Raw genomic sequence first — 20,925 nt, forward strand, 5'->3', positions numbered from 1 at the left:
AATAGGACTCTTCAGGCGGGCCATGTCGCGCCGTCTGTCATCCCTTTCCTACAAACCCCTGCTCATCCTCTCCATTCGATAACGTTTCCAGATCCCTAGAGTACGGCGCACACCTTGTTACCTACTGGATAGGGACTGCGCCCGATGCTGGCTTTTCGACCTAACACCCTCTGGCTCGCCGCTGCGGGGCTGTGCCCCGCGCTGGCGCTGGGCAGCACGCCTGACACTGCACAAAATCCCTCGCTCATGCTGCCGGCCAAGGTCGAGCGCTCCCTGAGCGACCCGCAAAGCGTCGGCAACGAAGCCCTGCGCCTGCTGGACGAACAACGCCGCCGCGACCTGGAAACACAGAACGAGCAGCGCTTGCGGCAACTGCAGCGTCAACCCGACCCGCGTCGGGCGGACCAGACGCCAACCGCCAGGGACGACAGCACCTGCTGGCCGGTGGCCGGGCTGGCCCTGACCGGCAACAGCCTGCTGGGCACTGCCGCCCTGCGCGCCCAGGTCGACCCTCTGATGAGCGAATGCATGTCGGTCGACGCCGTCAACCGCGTGCTCGCGGCCCTGACTGGCGCCTACGTCAAGGCCGGCTACATCACGGCCCGACCCTATCTGGCGGACATGCCGGATGACGGCGGAACCCTGGACATCCAGATGATCGAAGGCTTCGTCGAATCCATCGAGATCACTGACGCCACTCTGCCTGTATCCCTGGCCGGCGCCTTCCCCGGCATGATCGGCCGTGCGTTGTACCTGCCGGATCTGGAACAGGGGCTGGACCAACTCAACCGGCTCGGTTCCAACGACTTCACCGTGGACATTGTCGCCGGCACCCGTACCGGCGCTTCGCAACTGGTGATCAGACCGCGCCAGGGAGGTCCGCGCTGGCGTATCGCAAGCCGGCTGAGCAACAGCGGCAGCGACACTTCGGGGCGCCATAGCGGGCTGCTGAACCTGAGCCTCGACAGCCCGCTGCACATCAACGACCTGCTGTCCCTGACCTATGTCCACACCCTGGATGGCAGCCCAGGCTACAGCCAGCAGGCTAATGTCTTCTACCAGGTGCCCTACGGCAGCTGGACGTTGGACGCCTCGTTCAGCGACATCAGGACCCGCTCGATTCTCGGCACGCAGCGCTACGTGCATACCCAGAACGTCGAAACCTACGGCTTCAAGCTCGACCGCAGCCTGTGGCGCGACCAGTTCACCCTGGTCAACGCCAGCGTGCGGCTGGATCACAAAAGTTCGCAAACCACCTTCCAGCAGCGACCACTGAACCTGGCCGGCAGCACCCTGACCGTAGCGGAGGCCGGGCTGAGCTTCACGCGCATGGGCCGCAGCCAATGGAGCGGCTATCTGGGGTACGCCCAAGGCCTGGGCTTGATGGATGCCGACCGAAGGCTCGAGCGCACTGCGGCGGTCCAGCCGCGCTTCGAAAAATACCTTGCCAGCCTGAGCCAGACGACCTGGTTCGCCCTGCCCGGGATGCCCCTCCAATGGCGTAGCGATCTGAACCTGCAATACAGCCCCGACCGCCTCCCCGACCTGGAGCAACTGCGCCTGGCGGGTAACAGCAGCGTGCGCGGCTACCGCCTCGACGGCCAATCGGTGTCCAAGGGGGCGGTGCTGCGCAACACCTTGCAGACGCCCCTGCGGCTGACATCGCAACTTAGCCTGACGCCCTCCGCGGGCCTGGATGCGGGTTGGGGCCAGCACAGCTATGGCCAGCGCCAAACGCAGAGCGCCATGGGCGCAAGCCTGGGTGCAAGCCTGGGATGGCGCAGCGGGCACCTGCGTATGGATTACCAGCAAGGGTTGCAACGGCGCTCCAAGACCGGCACCGAACCCGGCCTGTGGATGATCGAGGCCACGCAACAGTTCTGATGGCTTCAGCCGGCATCGCTTGCGCCACATGAGCGCTCACGCGACATAACAACAGACCCCTCACACAGGATGCATTGCATGACTCGTTCGTTCTCGCGCTTCAAACCGCATACATTGGGACTGATGATTTCCACAGCCTTGTTCAGCGCCGCCGGTACCGCCGACGAGTACGCACTGAGGGCGGCGGACGACGGCCTGAATGTTCCGAACATCATCACCAGCGCGGGGGCGAGCCCGGTCATCGACATCGTCGCGCCCCAAGGGGATGTTTCCCATAACCGCTTTCAAGACTTCAACGTCGGCGCGGCGGGCGTGATCTTCAACAACAGCGCAGTGTCCGGCAGCGCCCAGATCGGCAGCCAGAGCCAGGCTGTCGCCGCCAATCCGCAACTGGCCCAGGGCACCGCCAGGGTCATTCTCAACGAAGTGGTGGGAACGCACAAATCCACGATCCATGGCCCGCAGGCTATTTTCGGTGATGCCGCCGACTACGTACTGAGCAACCCCAACGGCATCGACATCAACGGCTCGAACATGCAACTGGGCAGCGGCAAGACCGCTACGTTCATCGTCGGCCACAGGGGCGACGCGCAGGTTGCCGCAGGCCCCGGCCGTCTTGAGGTGGGTGAGCGAGGACTCGACGTAGAAGGTGGCATCGCGCTGATCGCCCCCGTGTTGAAGGTGAAGGGCGCGACGACAGCCACGGCCAATCTGGCCATTCGCGCTGGCGCCTACATACTGGATACCGCCAGTGGACGCTCGCTGCAGCGCGCCGACTCCGACGCTATCACCGGTATCGATGCTCAACTGTTGGGAGCCATGCGTGCCCATCGCATCGATATCGTCAGCAGCGGCAAAGGCGCCGGCGTGAACATGGAGGTCACCAATATCCAGGCCGATCAGGGTATCGATATCGCCGCCGATGGGGTCTTGATCGCCACATCAGTGAGCACGGCCGATGGCCGACGCGTGGCCGGGACGTTGAATGCCGGCGCTGGCGATCTGAACTTGGCCGCTGGCGACGACATGCATCTCGAATCCCTGAATCTGGGCGGGCGCAACGTTGTCGCTCAGGCCCAGGGCAAGCTGACCCTGGATGCACAGAAGAACGAGGTGACTCGACATACCGACCCTGAGGCGCCCCAGGACGAGTTCGTGCTGGGCGAAGGCTTCGCCAACGCGGCCGTCAGCGAACGGGAACTGACCCACGTCAAGAACATCGTGGCCGCGACCGGTGCGATCACCCTGAAGTCCGGCAATGACATGCTGGTCGCCGCCACGGACATGACCGCCCACACCATCGACCTCAAGTCCGAGCGGCGGCTGGATGTCATCGCCAAGGTCGATGAGCGGGACAGGAACGTTCGCGCATCAGACGCCACCGGCACACTGGTGAGCGCCGCAGCCATCCGTGAACAACAGGCCAGTACCACCAGCCTCAATGCTCAGAGCATCACCCTCAGCGGCCACCCCGTGACGCTGCAAGGTGTTGACGTCCACGGCGAGCAGAGCATCGACATCTTTGGTAGCCGTGCGGTTGTCAAACCACAGGCGCTGGTCAGCACCCGGCTACAGGGCAGCGAGCATGGCGGGGTGCGGCTGCGTGACGAGCCGCCAGAGCAGACGAGCACGGTCACCACCGTTCAACGAGGCACACTCCTGAAGACCGGTCTTGACCGAGGCCGCGTTTCCTTCGGCAACCGCGAAGTGGACATCATGGCCAGCACCGTTGAAACCCATGGGCTCGACATCCGTGCCATGAACGGCGATGTGATCGTCAGGGGCGCCTTGCAAGAGACTCGCCGCGAGCACATTCAGAACGACACCGATGGGGAATCGGCGAACCCGCAAGATCAGGCCCAGGTCCGCTACACGCCAAGTCAGCTGAGTGCGGCGACCGTGTCCATCCGGGCAAGCGATGTGGGAGTGAACCCATTCGCCAAAGGTGATGTGATTTTGCAAGGGGTAGCGATCAACGCCGCCGAGCGCCTCGACATCGACGCTGCAGGCCAACTTTCCGTCAGCGCCGGCCAGCAGATGGGCGGCGGCGCCACCACCCATGTACAGAGCACCCTGTCCAGCACGGGCAGCATCGGGCTGACCTCAGGCAGCCTGCTGAACATTGCCGGCTCGACTTTGAGCGCCAAGGGAGCCATGAAGCTGGTCGCCCCCGATATTCAGCTCACGGCCAGTCTCGATGACCGTAGCCCCCGCCTGCGCGAGATATGGCTGGACGACGACTATCACCCTTCTTTCTACAGCGAGCGCGAAGCGGATGGTAACCACCTGACCGTTCACCACGGGGTCACCCTCGAAAGCCTGAATGACGTCGAGCTGGTCGCGCAAAGACTGGCTACCCACGCAGCGGTGATAACGGCTGCGGAGAAACTGACCGTATCGCCCACGCTGTATCAGTTCAAGGACACGCCAGTCGTAGCCCGAGACAACGTTCTTGCCACCTCTGCCAGCGCTGTCGGTGATCAGGAGGAGATGAGCGCTGACCGCCCCGGTTTCCTCGCGCTGAGCCAAGGGCGACCCAAACGCGAAGCCGGACAGACCGACGCAGAAGCTGACCAGACCTTTGCCTCACAGTTCGTTGCCGGGTTGGTCGACCCTGAGAATGCCGCGCTGATGAAGCGCCTCGGCATGCCGTTAACCGTGCTGACCCGCTGACCCGTTGCCTTCCGGCCGCCGTGCAATACGGCGGCTCAATCCGGCCAAGGCGACGAACGTGTCGCCTTGGCCTGCCCGAATACCACCGCAGGTCGACGCAGCGCCGGCAGCGAACCGGACATGCGGCTGATCGACCTTGCGCACCCTTTCCAATCTCAAGAGGAACATCCCGTGAAACTTTTCCACCGCAGTGCCGGCCGTTTTGCGCCGAGCAAGCTGGGCCTTGCCGTGTCCGCCATGTTGTTGGGGCAGACCTTTACCGCCAGCGCCGATATCCTGCGCCATGGCATAGCTCCCATTGCGGGCGTCGGTGGCATGGCCAACGTCGTTGAAACCCACGGCGTGCCGGTCATCAATATCGTCAAGCCCAACCACAGCGGCCTTTCCCATAACCAGTATCAAGAATACAACGTTGGCAGCCCGGGGCTGATCATCAACAACAGCCTGGTCGATGGCAGCGCCACCCAGTCCCTGCAGGTGCAGGCCAACCCGCAGTTCGTCGACAACCGAAGCGCCAGCACCATCCTCAACGAAGTGATCGGCAGCAATCGCTCGATCATCAATGGTCGCCAGGAAATCTTCGGCGACAAGGCCGACTACGTTCTCAGCAACCCCAATGGACTGTGGGTGAATGGCGGCTGGATCGCTACCAAATCCGATACCACGGCCACTCTTCTGGTCGGCACGCCGGTGATACAGGACGGCCAGCTCACCGGGTTCGATAGCCGCACCGCCGGGCAGGGCCAAGACGCTGGAGAAATCGCCGGACCTGGCAGCTTGACCGTCAACGGCGGCGGGCTGCGATTGATCGCGCCACGCATCGACATGAAAGGCGAGCTCTGGGCGTCTGGCGCCCTGGACGTATTGATCGGTCGCCATCACGTCGACGCCAGCACAGGCGACATCAGCGACGTCGACAACCGCTTCCCTGCCGTGGACGCCAGGCTGGTGGGGGCCATGCAGGCGCAGCGAATTCGCATCGTCACCTCCCAGCAAGGCGTGGGTATCCATATGCCGACACGCAAGGTATCGGGCCGGCAAGGCATTGATATCTCGTCTGCCGGCAAGCTGGTCATCGCTGCCAGACAATACAGCCCGGATCAGCTGCAACCAGGCGTACTGGAGAGCACCAGCGGCGACATTCTGCTTGAATCGGCGGAACGTATGCAGCTATCCGGCCTGAAGTTGCAAGCACAGACCGTTACCGCCCACGCAGGTACTGACCTCAAGCTCGATACGCTGACCAAGGTGACTCAAAGCTCGCGCCTGTCCCAGGTTGCCAACCCTTGGCAGGTCCTGCCTGGCGGCGTGACCAAGACCCATGAACAACGGACCGAAGAGCAACTGTTCGGCACACAGATCGACGCACAACAGATTGCCTTGAGTGCGCAAGGCAACCTGGACCTGCAAGCGGCCAGGCTCAGCGCCGAGCAGGACATCAGCCTGACTGCCGACCACCGCCTGACTCTCGATGCTGGCATCGAAACAACCACGCAAACCCTTAGCGTCAACGATAAGCGGCCGCTGACCACCGCGCTGGATACCATCGAGAAGATCAGCCGCAGCGCCGTTGCCAGCAATGTCGCTGCCGGTGGCAAGGTCAGCGTCAGGGCCAGGGCGGTAGAAGTGCGGGGCAGTGAAGTGCGAGGCCGCGAGGTCGACGTAGAGGCGACGCAAGGCGACCTGCAGGTCACAGGCATCGTCCTCGAGTCCTCGCTCAAGAATGCCCAGGCCGACAGCCTACTGTTCGCCACAACCAAGGATCTGACGCGTGATACGTCGGTGAGCCACTACTTCGGCAGTCACATCGGTGCCGATGACGCCCTGGACCTCAAGGCCGCCCAGAAGCTGAACGTGCGCGGCTCGAACATCGACGGCAAAGAGGGGACCACCCGGCTCAAAGCAACCGCTGGGATCGAGCTGCTGACCGGCCAGGCGAATTCCATCACAACCCTCACCGGCAAGGACTGGGTGCTGTCCGCGTTTGCCGATGAGACCAGGCCAGCCGAGGATAACCGTCCCGGCTCCATGCAATGGGCGGCGGGTGCCGGGGTCAAGCGGGAAAAGGTTATCGATACCAAAACCAACTACTGGGAGCGGGAAACCAAGGTCAAGGGCGGCTACGTGCAGCTTGACGGTGGCGAGTCGATCCTGAGCGAAGGCGCCAGTGTGAAGAGCCAAGGCACCCTGGACCTGAACGCCAACGACATCAGGCTATTGGCCAGCGTCGACAAACAGGTGTTCAGCAACAGCATCACCGGCGACACCGTAGGCATGCAGTGGACCGGGGGCCTGAACAAGGCAGGTAGCGCCCTGTTTGTCGAGCACCAGGTGCACACCGATGGCAACGAGCAACGCATCCACACCGGCACCCGACTGACGGCCGGGCACGACCTGAACATCAACGCCAAGAACCTGACCAACGTCGGTACGCAGATGTTTGCCGAGAAGCTGCTATCAATCACCGCCGACAGGGTGGATAACCGCGCTGCGATCGATGTGGTCAGCACCCAGATCGATCATGACCGGGTCAGGGGTAGCGTAGGAGCCACGCTGGATTACGGCGATATCGCCAACGCCATCTACAAGGCCGCCACCCAGGCCGAGCAGCCCCGCTTCCACCAGCAGAACATCGACGACAACCTGGTGCCTTGGAGCGTGGGGCTGGATGTGGCTGTGGACTATCAGGATCGTGCCACTCAGGCACTGGCCAACTACGCCAAGGTCACCCGGATCGAGGGCGGTGAAGTGACCCTGAAAGTGACCGGCGCAATCCAGGACCAGGGTACCCAGTACAGCAGCCATGCAGGCATCACCACGCTCAAGGCCATGGAGCACACCCTCGAAGCGGCAGCCAATACCTTGACCACCAGCCTCAATCGTCTGGACATCGAAACCCTGGCGCGCCTGGAGGCCTTCACCCCCGTGGATTTTGGCGTGAAGCTCGCGGCCGCCGGGTATCAGAATGACCGCACCGACGTGGTCAGCACCGCAGTCGTGGGCCACGTTCACGGCAAGCGCGGCGTACAGATCCAGCTGGGCACCAATGGCCTCTACGAAGGCACCGTGTTCAGCAGCGAAGGCAGCGGCCCGTTCGGCAGCGAGGACGGCGATATCAGCTTGCGCACCGAGGGCAACCTGAGCATCACCCAGGCACAGGACACCCACGAGCTGGTTGACTACACCGGGCAAGGCAAGGGCACCTTGAAGCTGGCCTTCGGCGAAACAGTCGGTGTAGCCGGCAGCGCCAGCGGCAATGGGCGCTACAGCATGCTGCAGAGCCGCGACAGCGACGGTCGCGGCGCTCGCTTCACCACCCCAGGGAAGGTGACGATCCAGGCCGATCGCGATCTGCTCATGCAAGGCACGGACATCGGCAACGCCGAGCGCAGCGTGGCCGCCATCGATGTCTCCGCGGGGGGCCGCCTGAGTGTGGCAGCCACGTCCAGCAGCAGACGCCAATACGGCGATGTCTACGCCGGAGGGGGTAACTTCAAGCTTGGGCGCGACTTGGGCAAAAGCGCGACACTGGAGGTCGGCGGCTCGTTTCAGATCGGCCAGACCGACGAAACCGAGCACCAGCGTGTTGGGGCGCAATGGCTTGCCGTATCGGACGTCAGCCTGAGTTCCCTGAGCGGCGCCAGCCAGGCCATAGACCTCGAGGGCTTGGCCATCGAAGCGGGCCGCATTGACCTCAAGGCTGACGCCGGCGGCATCAGGGTCGCCGCCGCCAGGTCCACCATCGACCGCGACAACCGCGAAGCTGCGGCCGGCTTCGGCATTGGTCGGGTATCTGCGACCAAGCCGGCCGACGACACGGCCAGCGTACATGCCCGGGTCAAGGTCAAGTATGACCAGCTGGACAGCACCACGTATGCCAATGCTCAGCTCAAGGCCCGCGAAGTGAACATCAATACAGGCGCCGATCTGCAGCTGCAGGGTACAGTGCTGCAGGCCGATACGGTGAACGGCTCCGTAGAGGGAGACCTGCGAATCGCCAGTGTGCAGGACGACGTCCAGGGCATGAAAGTCGACCTGGACCTGCGTGCCGAAGCCAGCCATAACCCGCTGGCCATGCTCAAGGCCGTAAAGGCCGTGGGCGGACCTTTCGCCAAGAAAACCGCGCCAGCCGGGCCGTTCAGCAACAGCGTGCCGGACAAGTGGAGCGAGACGATTCGCGGTATGGACGACAAGACAGGGCTACGGATCGACCTGGAGTTCACTCAAGACGAGCGCAATACCGTCACGCAAACGTCGGCCATCTCCGCCATCACCCAGTGGGGCCTGCAAGTTGCCGGCAACACCGAGCTGGTGGGGGCGACCTTGGGCATTCCCGCCGGCGCAGCACTACCGCCGCAGGACAGCCTGAGCACCCAGAGCCTGAGCGGCAACGATTACCATCGAGGCGCCAGCGTGCACCTGGCCACGGGCAAGGTGGATCAGCTGTCCCAGCTGTGGGGCGCTTTGAACAAGGTCAGGAATGACGACACGGTGTTCGAGGCGGGCATGATCGCCTTCACCCACCGCGATGAAGACCAGATTATCGAGGGTCAAGTGCAGGCCATCGAGAGCTGATGACGCACCCGGCATGAGTCGGGTCGCTACCTTCGCGGCATGGTCGCGAAGGGAGCGGCACGGTCAAGAACCGCCTTCCTTCGCCCGCCCCTGCAACCGACATTACGCTCGGAGCCGTCCTACATTTGGGGCATCACCCCGCTGATTCTCCCTGCATCCCATCCTCTCTAAGGTAGGTAGCCCTGGCCCGGCAGTGAATACCGGTGCCAGGCCACCATTCGACCTATGGAGAGTCATCGATGCAACACAGCATGGAAAAACCTGTCTTCACGCACCTGCGTCCACTGCGCCTGGCGATTGCCGCCGCCCTCCTCGCCCCCTGCCTGCCAGCCCTGGCCAACGGCCTTGCGGCAGCGGACACACCGGGGGCATTGCCGATCATCGGTGAACACCAAGGCGTTCCGGTCATCGACATCGTTGCGCCCAACGCCGACGGCCTGTCCCACAACCGCTTCAATGAATTCAACGTTGGCGGGCAAGGTCTGGTACTGAACAACAGCCTGAACGCAGGTCACAGCGAACTGGCCGGAGCCCTGCCGGCCAATGCCCAGTTCGATGGCACCGCTGCCCGCGTCATCCTCAATGAAGTGGTCGGCCACAACCGTTCCAACATCAATGGCCCCCAGGCCATTTTTGGCAGCGCCGCCGACTACGTGCTGGCCAATCCCAATGGCATCATGCTCAACGGTGCCACTCTGGATAACGCCGCGCGCGCCAGCTTCGTGGTGGGTTCGGCAACCCTGGTCGATGGCCAATTGAGCCAGTTCGATACCCAAGGCGCCAAAGGCCAACTGCGTGTCGACCAAGGTGGCGTGTCGAACGACGGCGGCGGTCTGGCTCTGATCGCCCCCAGTATTGCCGCCCATGGTCAGGTCCGTAGCGCCGGCAATCTCGACCTGATCATGGGCAACAACCGTGTGGACTATGCCAGCACTACCGTCGCGCAGAGCGGCCGGCTGCCCAAGCGCATCGATGCCAACCTGCTGGGTGCCATGGCGGCCGGCAACCGCATCAACATCGTCAGCAGCGAGGCGGGTGCTGGCATCAAGATGCCAGGCAGCCAACTCACCGCCGGCCAGGGCATACGCATCACTTCGGCCGGGGACATCAACCTGGCGACCGCCTCGCGTGCCGGCAAGCCGTCGGCGCCCACCCAACTGCAAGGTGGCGCCGGTGCTCTGCACCTGGAGGCTGCACGCCAGTTGAACCTCGCTGGCGCTCAGCTCGAGACAACCGCCAACGTGCGCCTGACCGCCGACAGCGTACGCAGCCAAGGCGCCAAGGTGGTCAGCGGCGACACGCTGCACCTGGGTGCGGACTCCGTGACCCACACCAGCGGTACCCGCCTGCAAGGCAGTGACGTCAATGTCGATGTACGCGGCAAGTTGGCCGATGCCGGCACCCATTACGCCAGCACCATGGGCAAGATCCGCATCAATGCCGATAGCCACGAGATGAAGGCCAGCATGCTCAAGGCCGCAGCCGGAGCCGCCACCACCAGCACTGCTCAGGTCGGCAGCCTGACGGCCGCTCAAGGCATCGAAGTACGCCTGGGCGGCAACGGCCGCTACGAAGGCACCCGTATCAGCACGGCCCAGGGGCCCATCGATATGAAAACCGGTGGCAACCTGGTGCTCACCCAGGCCACCGATATCGTGGAGCGTCATACCAAGGCGGGCCCCAGCGTGGAGCGCACCGCAGTTGCAGGGCAACTGTCCACTCCCGGCGCCGTCAAGCTGCACGCTGGCCGTGACGTACAACTCAACGCCGTGAACATCGGCTCGGCCGAGCACAAAGTCAGCAGCCTGACAGTCACGGCCCAAGGCAGCCTGACCAGCCTGGCCGCCATCAACCGGTCGTCCATCAAAGGCGGTGGCGAATCGGACATCGCCGGTGGCCTCTATCAACTCAGCCAAACCGATGAACAAAGCCAGACCCAGCTCGGCAACCGATGGTATGTCAACGAAGCCATGACCTTGCAGGCCGGCGCGCGCAAACCGCAGGCCATCCACCTGCAAGGCGTGGAGGCCGAGGCGGCGAGCATTACCCTGGACGCCAACGCCGGCGGAATGTTGCTCGAAGCCGCCAGCAGTCAGAAGCAGGTGGACAGCAAGCAACTGAGCGCCACCGCCAGCGACGCCCAGGCGCCCGGCGTAGCCTTGACTCATCGCCGCGAAGACATCCAGAGCCATCGCAACACCCGACTGCAAGCGTCCAGTGTGACCCTGGACAGCGCTGCGGATGTGCGCGTGGACGGCGCCCGCATAGAGGCCGCGACCCTGGCCGGCGACATCAGGGGCAAGCTCAGCGTCGCCCACCGTACCGATAGCCTGCAGAGCCTGAAGGTCACCGGTAGCGCGCAACCCATCGCAGGCGCGCCGCTCAAAGGGCTGCTCGGCGAGATGTCGACCCTGGCAGGCAAGTGGAACAAACCCGCTCAGCAGTCCCTGGATGCATCGCCTGCGGCGGGCCCCACCCAGGTCAAGCAGGCGAGTTTCGAGTTCGATCGCCGCTCGCAAACCGGCGGCATCGCCCAGGCGTCCCTCGCCGCTGGCACGCAAGCCACCACCCTCAAGGTCGCCGGAGGCAGTACCCACGCCGCTCACGACTCGAGCAGCAGCGATCTGCAGACCACCTATCGCATCACCACCGAGCAAGGTGGCCTGGACACCGCCAAGCGTCTTTACGAGCAGGTACGTATCCGCTGACGCTCAGGGGCGGCCTGCCCGGCGCAGGCCGCCCCTACCGATGGTTGAGGCAGCCCTTTTGCTGTGGCAACTCACACACCGGACAGATTCCTCCTACAGGCAGGCGTAGCAGCCTCCCCGATCAACTTGGCCCCCTGGGCCATACAGTTGCGGCGGATAAATAGTTACCCCACCTGCCTCCGGATATCTGCTCATGAACAACGCACTTCCCACAGCGGCGCGCTTTACCCCTGACCGCCTGCACCTGGCGGTCGCCGCCGTACTCATGGCCCGTTGCCTGTCAGCCAACGCCGACGGCGTGCAAGCCGCTGCCGGCCTCCATTCCGGCACGGTAATCCACCGGCAATACGCAACGCCGGTGATCGACATCGCCGCACCGAACGCTCAGGGGCTCTCCCACAACCGCTACCAGCGCTACAATGTCGACAATCAGGGGCTGGTGCTGAACAACAGCCTCGTCGACGGCTCGTCCCAACTCGCCGGAGCGCTTCCCGGCAACAGCCAACTTCAAGACCGCGCCGCGAGCATCATCCTCAACGAGGTGCTCGGCCACAGCGAATCGTCGATTCGCGGACCACAGGAAATCTTCGGCGCGCGCGCCGACTATGTGCTGGCCAACCCCAACGGGATCGTGCTCGACGGGGCGAGTTTCGAGAACACGCACCAGGCGACTCTCGTTGCCGGCCTTGCCGAGTTCGACGGCCACCAACAACTGCTCGCCGATACCCGCGGCCTGGATACCAGCGTGACCATCGGTGCCGGTGGCGCCAGCAACCGCGAAGGCGCGCTGAGCTTCATCGCCCCGACTGTCGAAGCCATTGGCGACACCCACAGTGCTGGCACGACCACCCTGGTGCAAGGGCAGAACCGCGTGCGCGTGGGTGATGCTCAGGTACTTGAAAGTATCGCTCAGCCCTTCGTCGATGACGGTACCTTGTGGGGCGCAATGCACGCCGGGCGTATTCGCATCGTCAGCACCGCAGACGGCACGGCGGTGCGCATGCGCGGCGCCAGACTGAAGGGTACCGATGGCATCAGCGTGGAATCGGCGGGCGACATCGACATCCAGGGTGACACGGACAACGAGGACATCGCGAGCAAGACGCTGCAGGCCTCTGCCGGGCAGATCAGGCTCGACGCTCAGGACCATATCGACCTCAAGGGGGTCAGGGTTCAGGCACACAGTGTCAGCGCCCGCTCCGGGGGCAACCTGACGATCGATACCCTGCTGCTGGGCGAAGCGCAAATCGAGACCCAAAGCACCGCCAGCAGCTGGTGGCAACCCTACCTGCACGCGCAGACGAAAACATCGAGCACCACCTCCACCCAACAATACGCCAGCGAGGTCGTGACCCAGGACGGCCTGGAACTGAACGCAGGCGGTGACATGACCCTGGCCGGCACCGAGCTCAAGGCCTCAGGCGCGCTGCGCGCCAAAGCTGGCGGCAACCTGCAGATTCTCGCGCGCATGAGTCAGGAAACCACCCTGGCCACGATCAAGGAGCGGCACAACACCAGTATCACCACCAGCCACCTGGAGCAGCAGCGGGTGCGCGCCAACGGCAGCGAACTGCACGGCAGCCAGGTGCAGCTCGAGGCCGAGAAAGACGTCGTGGTCCAGGCCAGCGACATCTACAGTACGGGCGATATCCGTGTACGCGGCGCCGAGGTGCGGATTGGTTCGGTGCTCTACACGGACCGGGTTCAGGCCGACGACGCCTACAAAATCCTGCTGTGGCTCAGCACAGGCGAGTATCAGGACACCGAGGAGATGGCCCGTGCCGAGGGCAGTTATCTTTCGGCCAAGGGCGCACTGGACATCCGTGGCGAGCGACTGACCATCGATGCCAGCGCACTGACTGCCACCGACATATCCCTGACCAGCCAGGGCGACCTGAGGCTGGACGCCAGCCGGCAGACCGAGAGCAGGCGCAACCTGCGCAACAGCTACATTCACGACACCGCCGGGGCGAATGCCTCACTGGACCATCACCGCGTCAGCCATCGCGGTGCGCAACTGACCGCCCACAACAACCTGTCGATGGACGCGAACACTTCCATCGTTGCCACTGCCGCCCAGCTCAAGGCAGGCAATCGCCTGCAGATGACCGCCAGCGATCGAATTCATCTGGGCGCCACACGCGACCAGCAGAGCACCACCCTCAACGGCGACGGCTGGAAGCTGAGCACGTTCGCCAGGGAGACGGGCGAAGGTGATGGACAATGGAGCGCCGGAGCGGGCATCCGCCGCAGCGACACGGTGGACAAGGCGACCCTGACCACGCAACAGGTGACCACCGCCTCCGCTGCCGATATCGCCATCGGCGGTCGTCGATCCGACCCTGGCCAGCGAGCCGCCGCCATCGAGCTCGAAGGCACGCAGTTGGAGAGCAAGGGCGATATCAGCTTGCAGGCCCGCGATCTGAAGCTGATCGCCAACCAGGCCAGCCGACGGTTCAGCAACGCCGCGACCGATCGGACCGTGGGCATGCAATGGACCGGCGGCATCGATCGGATCGGGGCCGCTGTTTTCGCCGAGCAACAGATCCAGACCGACGGCAAGGAAGAAATCCTGCATGCCCCCACCCGGCTAAAGGCCGAGGGCAACGTGACCCTGGACGCCGATACCATCACCAGCGAAGCCAGTGTCGTCGACGCCGGCCAGCGCTTGCACATGCGGGCCCGGACGATCAACCATCAGGCGGTGAGCGATATCACCAAAAGCACACTGGACTACAGCAAACTTCACACGGCGGTCGGCGGCAGTTTCGACTACACCGCCATCACCCGCTTCGTGCAGAAATTATGGACCGGTGTAGACCAGACCCGCTTCCACCAGAATGACCTGGAGCCAGGTCTGGCCCCCTGGAGCTTTGGCGTGAACGTGGAAGGTGGCTACCTGCAGCGCAGTACCGATAGCGTGCAGGAGGTGGCGCGAACCAATCAGTTCAGCGCGAGTGATATCAGTGTTCAGGCGGGCGACCTGACCGACGCCGGCACCCACTACACCGCTCGCCTCGGCACCGTCGCCATCGACGCCCACTCCCATGTTCTGGAAGCGGCATACGACCGCACCTCCACTTCGCTGGACGCCTGGGGCCTGGATGCACTGTTGCGCGGCGATACCTCGCTGGCCTTTCAGGACATCACCGTGCATGCCGCCGGCAAGGGTCATAACCAACACCGCCAGCAACAATTGACCACTGCAGTGGGCGGCAGCCTGAGCGGCGCCGAGGGGGTCCGGGTGAATCTGCGGGACTCGGGAAGCTACCTGGGCACCCACTTCAGCAGCACGACCGGTCCCATCGACCTGACCGCCGGCGCCGACTTGCTGGTGTCCCAGGCCTTCAACCGTATCGATAAATACGACGACGGCACCGAAGGTCAGGGCGCCGCCAAGCTGGGAGCCTCACCTGCGGGTGGCTTCGGCAGTGCCAGTGGCGGCGGCAAGTACAGTTTTCTCGACAGCAGCGAGCGCACGGCAACGGCGGCACGCTTCCAGACTCCTGGCGCCGTCAACCTGCGCTCTGGGCAGGACATCACGTTGCGCGGCACCCACATCGGCAGCGTCGAGCAAAAGGTTGCCAGCGTTGACGTGCTCAGCGGCGGGCGGCTCATTGTTCAAGGTGAGCACGCGCAGCGCACCGCCAAAGGGCAGGTCTACGGGGGCAGCGGCAAGCTCAGCGTCGGTGTGACCGACAGTCAAAGCACTCACCGCCCCATCGGCGTCGGGGGCGAGTTCACGTTGGGCCAAACTGATGAATCGTCCACTACCCACACCGCTGCGCGCTGGCAGGTCGCAGGCGGACTGGCGCTGACCGCCGATGCGGACCACGCCCAGGCCCTGCACCTGGAAGGCGTGGAAATGGAAGCCGATAGCATCACCTTGCGCGCTCGTCGGGGTGGCATCGATATCGCCGCGGGACAAAGCACCGCGTCACGCAACAACAAGAGCATTACCGCCAAGGCCAACCTCGGCACCGACAACGCGGCGAGCGCCGTGAACGAGTTCGGCCTGGAAGCGAAGATCACGGTCGACGCGCTGGAGAGCCGCAAATACGCCAATACGCAGCTGCTCGCCCGTCATCTGCAGCTCGATAGCAGCAAAGACCTGAGCCTGGCCGGCGCTGTGCTGCAGGCGCAGCGCCTGGAAGGCACGGTGGGTGGCACCCTCGCGGTGAGTTCGGTTGCCGACCGGACTGACAGCCTGAACCTGGACTTCGACGGCCGGCTCAAGGTCGGCGACCCCTTGGGCTTCCTCGGTGAGGCCGCTGGGCTGGCGGGGAAATGGGGTGAAAAAGGCAAGGAGCAGCTGAGCCAGATCATTCGCAATCACGACACCTCGGTGCCCTTCGCACTGTCGATGAAACTGGCTCGTGAAAACGCCGATCGCGTGGCGCAAACCAGCACGATCAGTTCGAGTGCAGATTTTCGACTGAATGTTGCCAACGGCACGCACCTCAATGGCGCGGTGTTGACGGCCGGCAGTGGCGCAGTCGAACTGGGCAACAGCCCGGTGACTCTGAGCGACCAGCATCATCTTTCGATGAAAGTCAGCATGGATGTGCAATTGGCCAACGGCGTGTTGGAAATCGCCAAGCAGCTGCAGGCGGGCCTGTCTGCCGAGGATCCCTACACGGCTTTGATCGATGTCGGCGCCGGCGAACCCGTGATCGGCTTCGAGGTGCAGGACATCACATCGCAGGCAAAGGGAATAGTGCTGTAAAACCGAGTTGGGCGACTCACATTGCGTGCAGTCGCCATACCTCGTACGCCGGTGTTTCGTAGGGGTGGGCCTGCTTGAGCGCCTGCACCACCTCTTCGATCAGCTCATCGCTGACCACCAGTTCCACCTTCCATTCCTCGACCCGCTCGACCTGGCCGGTTTGCCCAAGAAACGGCTGGCTGCCGTCCAGCGGGCGAAACTGACCCTGGCCCAGCACCTGCCAGGCGCAGCAGTCGTAAGCGCCGATCCGCCCGCCACCGGCGGCGAATACGGCGCTCTTGACTGCTTCCACATGGCTGTCGGGAACAAAGAAGGCGAGCTTGAACACGCCCTTAGTTCACCCACACGCGAGCATTGCGGAACATGCGCATCCAGGCCGCATCTTCATCCCACTCTTCCGGGCGCCAGGAGTTCTGCACGGCACGGAACACCCGCTCCGGGTGCGGCATCATGATCGTCACACGCCCGTCGCGGCTGGTCAGACCGGTGATCCCGCGCGGCGAGCCGTTCGGGTTGGCCGGGTACTGCTCGGTGACCTTGCCGTGGTTGTCGACGAAACGCAGAGCCACGCAGCCGGATACATCGGCTTCGAGCAGGGCGTCGGCCGAAGCAAATTCGGCGTGCCCTTCGCCGTGGGCGATGGCAATCGGCATGCGTGAACCCGCCATGCCCTGCAGGAAGATCGAGTTGGACTCCTGTACCTGAACCATGGCCACCCGCGCCTCGAACTGCTCGGAGCGGTTGCGCACGAAGTGCGGCCAGAATTCGCTGCCCGGAATCAGCTCGTGCAGGTTGGACATCATCTGGCAACCGTTGCACACGCCCAGGGTAAAGCTGTCGGTACGTTCGAAGTATTGCTGGAACGCATCCCGGGCGCGGGCATTGAACAGCGCCGACTTGGCCCAGCCTTCACCGGCGCCGAGCACGTCACCGTAGGAGAAGCCGCCACAGGCCACCAGGCCCTTGAACGCGTTGAGGTCCACACGGCCCGCAAGGATATCGCTCATGTGCACGTCGATGGCATTGAAGCCGGCACGGTCGAAGGCCGCGGCCATTTCGACCTGGCCGTTGACGCCCTGCTCGCGCAGCACCGCCACTTGTGGGCGCACGCCTTTCTTGATGTAGGGCGCGGCCACGTCGTCATTGACGTCGTAGCTCAGCTTCACGCTCAGGCCGGGATTGTCTTCCTCCAGCAGCGCGTCGAACTCCTGATCGGCACCGACCGCGTTGTCGCGCAGACGCTGGATCTGATAACTGGTCTCGGCCCACTGACGTTGCAGCAGACGGCGCTCGCCGCTGAACAGCACCTCGTCGTGGTAGCCGATGTTCACCGCACCGTTGTTGATCGGCTGGCCGATGACCGCCACGCAGTCGTTGCCCAGGCCCGCAGCGCTGAACTGCGCAAGGATGGTCGGGGTGGCGTCCTGGCGGACCTGGATCACCGCGCCCAGCTCTTCGTTGAACAGCACGGCCGCGACTTCTTCGCGGCTATGGGCCACGGTGGCCAGTTGCAGGTTCAAGCCGCAATGACCGGCGAAGGCCATTTCGACCACGCTGGCCAGCAGGCCGCCGTCGGAACGATCGTGGTAAGCCAGCAGATGACCGTCGGCGTTGAGCCCCTGGATGACGGCGAAGAAGGCCTTGAGGTCTTCGGCATCGTCGACGTCCGGCGCCTGGCTGGCCAGCTTGCCGTGAGCCTGGGCCAGGATCGAGGCGCCCATGCGGTTCTGGCCGCGGCCCAGGTCGATGAGGATCAGGTCGGTCTCGCCCTTGTCCATGCGCAGCTGCGGGGTCAAGGTCTTGCGCACATCGACCACAGGCGCGAAGCCGGTGATGATCAGCGACATCGGCGACGTCACGCTCTTCTCGGCGCCCTCTTCGCTCCATTTGGTTTTCATGGACATGGAGTCCTTGCCCACCGGAATGGTGATACCCAGCTCGGGGCACAGCTCCATGCCAACGGCCTTGACGGCGTCGTACAGACGAGCGTCTTCACCTGGGTGACCGGCGGCGGACATCCAGTTGGCCGACAGTTTGATGTCGGAGATCCTGGCGATGCTGGAGGCCGCGATGTTGGTCAGGGTTTCACCTACCGCCATGCGTGCCGAGGCCGGGGCGTCGAGCAGTGCCAGCGGCGTGCGCTCGCCCATGGCCATGGCTTCACCGGTGTAGACGTCGAAGCTGGTGGCGGTCACGGCGACGTCGGCCACCGGTACCTGCCACGGGCCGACCATTTGGTCGCGAGCCACCAGGCCGGTAATGGTGCGGTCGCCGATGGTGATCAGGAAGCTCTTGCTGGCCACCGCCGGGTGATGCAGCACGCGCTGGATCGAGTCGCTCAGGTCCAGCTGCGCCGGATCGAAATCATCCCCCAGCGCCTGCTCGCGAACGGCGCTGCGGTGCATGCGCGGCGCCTTGCCCAGCAGGACTTCCAGCGGCATGTCTACCGGACTGTTGCCGAAGTGGCTGTCGGTCACGGTCAGTTGCGGCTCGGCCGTTGCTTCGCCGACGACTGCGAACGGGCAGCGCTCGCGTTCGCAGATGGCCTGGAAGCGCTCGAAGTCGGCGGCATCGACTGCCAACACGTAGCGTTCCTGGGATTCGTTACTCCAGATTTCCAGCGGCGCCATGCCCGGCTCGTCGTTGGGCACATTGCGCAGTTCGAAACGGCCACCGCGGCCGCCGTCGTTGACCAGCTCCGGGAAGGCGTTGGACAGCCCACCCGCACCGACGTCGTGGATGAAGCTGATGGGGTTCTTGTCGCCCAATTGCCAGCAACGGTCGATGACTTCCTGGCAACGGCGCTCCATTTCCGGGTTCTCGCGCTGTACCGAGGCGAAGTCCAGGTCGGCCGAGCTGGTGCCGGTGGCCATCGAGGACGCCGCACCGCCGCCCAGGCCGATGAGCATGGCCGGGCCACCGAGCACGATCAGCTTGGAGCCGACGGTGATCTCGCCTTTCTGGACGTGCTCGGCACGGATGTTACCCATGCCACCGGCCAGCATGATCGGCTTGTGGTAGCCGCGCACTTCTTCGCCGTGGGGGGTGTCGATGCTCTGCTCGAAGGTACGGAAGTAACCGGTCAGGGCCGGACGACCGAATTCGTTGTTGAACGCCGCGCCGCCCAGGGGGCCGTCGATCATGATGTCCAGCGCGGTGACGATGCGCTCGGGCTTGCCGTAGGGCTTTTCCCACGGCTGCACGAAGCCTGGAATGTTCAGGTTGGACACGGTGAAACCGGTCAGGCCAGCCTTGGGCTTGGCGCCACGGCCGGTAGCACCTTCGTCGCGGATCTCGCCACCGGAACCGGTGGAGGCTCCCGGGAATGGCGCGATGGCGGTCGGGTGGTTGTGCGTTTCGACCTTCATTAGAATATGCACAGGTTCCTGCACCGCGCCGTATTGACGGGTTTCAGGGTTGGGGAAGAACCGCCCGGCGACGCTGCCGACAATCACCGAAGCGTTGTCCTTGTAGGCCGAGAGCACGCCTTCGCTGTGCATCTGGTAGGTGTTCTTGATCATGCCGAACAGGCTTTTTTCCTGGCTCTGGCCGTCGATGTCCCAACTGGCGTTGAAGATCTTGTGACGGCAGTGCTCGGAGTTGGCCTGGGCGAACATCATCAGTTCGATGTCATGGGGGTTGCGCGCAAGCCCCTGGAAGCTGGTGACCAGGTAGTCGATCTCGTCTTCGGCCAGGGCCAGGCCCAGCTCGACGTTGGCTTTTTCCAGCGCGGCGCGGCCGCCGCCAAGGATGTCGACGGCGGTCAGCGGCTTGGGCTCGGCATGGCTGAACAGCCCGGCGGCGTCCTCCAGGCGAGTCAGCACGACCTGGGTCATGCGGTCGTGCAGGACGGCAGCGATGGTCTGGGCATCGTCTTCGCTGAAATCACCGGCAACATAAAAAGCAACGCCGCGCTCCAGACGTTGTACCTGGCTCAGGCCGCAGTTATGAGCGATGTCGCTGGCCTTGCTTGACCAGGGCGATATGGTGCCGAACCGCGGCAACACCAGAAACAGGCGCCCGCTGGGCTCCTGGACCGGTACGCTGGGGCCGTACTTGAGCAGGCGGGCCAGGACTTGCTGGTCGCCTTCTGCAAGCTCGCCGCTGACTTCGGCGAAGTGGGCGAATTCAGCGTACAAACCGCTGACAGCGGAGACTTTCTGGCTCAGTTGCTCGAGTAACTTACCGTGGCGAAAGGCAGAAAGGGCAGGAGCGCCGCGCAGGATCAACATCTTCGGGACAGCCTCGAAAGGGGTGTGCTTGGAGGCCGTGCATTCTAGCGCAAACCGTTCAGCTAGGCACCCGACGCGTGGAAAATCGACGTACGGGGCCCTGAAGCGGGGATTTTTGCCATGTGCC

7 protein-coding genes are annotated in these 20,925 nt (G+C 64.0%); 5 read left to right on the forward strand and 2 right to left on the reverse strand.

The window, feature by feature from the left end:
* The first annotated feature begins 144 nt into the window (after positions 1-144).
* The 5 genes from B3397_RS07335 (at position 145) to B3397_RS07355 (ending at position 16,566) form a co-directional block, all read left to right on the forward strand.
* A complete protein-coding gene (locus B3397_RS07335; protein WP_296248632.1) occupies positions 145-1,884 on the forward strand; it encodes a ShlB/FhaC/HecB family hemolysin secretion/activation protein in 1,740 nt (579 codons plus the stop codon).
* Between the two features lie 78 nt (positions 1,885-1,962).
* A complete protein-coding gene (locus B3397_RS07340) occupies positions 1,963-4,557 on the forward strand; it encodes a hemagglutinin repeat-containing protein (protein ID WP_296248634.1) in 2,595 nt (864 codons plus the stop codon).
* Between the two features lie 171 nt (positions 4,558-4,728).
* Positions 4,729-9,132 carry a hemagglutinin repeat-containing protein gene (locus B3397_RS07345; protein WP_296248636.1) on the forward strand — a complete coding sequence of 1,468 codons (4,404 nt, stop codon included), beginning with the start codon at positions 4,729-4,731 and terminating at the stop codon, positions 9,130-9,132.
* A gap of 239 nt (positions 9,133-9,371) precedes the next feature.
* Positions 9,372-11,840, forward strand: coding sequence for a hemagglutinin repeat-containing protein (locus tag B3397_RS07350; protein WP_296248638.1), 2,469 nt, complete (start codon positions 9,372-9,374; stop codon positions 11,838-11,840).
* Between the two features lie 193 nt (positions 11,841-12,033).
* A complete protein-coding gene (locus tag B3397_RS07355; RefSeq protein WP_296248640.1) occupies positions 12,034-16,566 on the forward strand; it encodes a hemagglutinin repeat-containing protein in 4,533 nt (1,510 codons plus the stop codon).
* Between the two features lie 16 nt (positions 16,567-16,582).
* On the opposite strand, the gene cutA is transcribed toward B3397_RS07355, so the two are convergent.
* Together cutA and purL are read right to left on the reverse strand one after the other, a co-directional pair.
* Positions 16,583-16,894, reverse strand: a complete 312-nt coding sequence (gene cutA, locus B3397_RS07360; protein WP_296248642.1) for a YqfO family protein — start codon at positions 16,892-16,894, stop codon at positions 16,583-16,585.
* Positions 16,895-16,898: 4 nt separating this feature from the next.
* Positions 16,899-20,798 (reverse strand): phosphoribosylformylglycinamidine synthase, encoded by a 3,900-nt coding sequence (gene purL / locus B3397_RS07365; protein ID WP_296248644.1) that lies wholly within the window; start codon positions 20,796-20,798, stop codon positions 16,899-16,901.
* Positions 20,799-20,925 lie beyond the last annotated feature (127 nt).

It is taken from the genome of Pseudomonas sp. UBA4194, assembly GCF_002379585.1.
In the GTDB taxonomy this organism is placed as follows: domain Bacteria; phylum Pseudomonadota; class Gammaproteobacteria; order Pseudomonadales; family Pseudomonadaceae; genus Aquipseudomonas.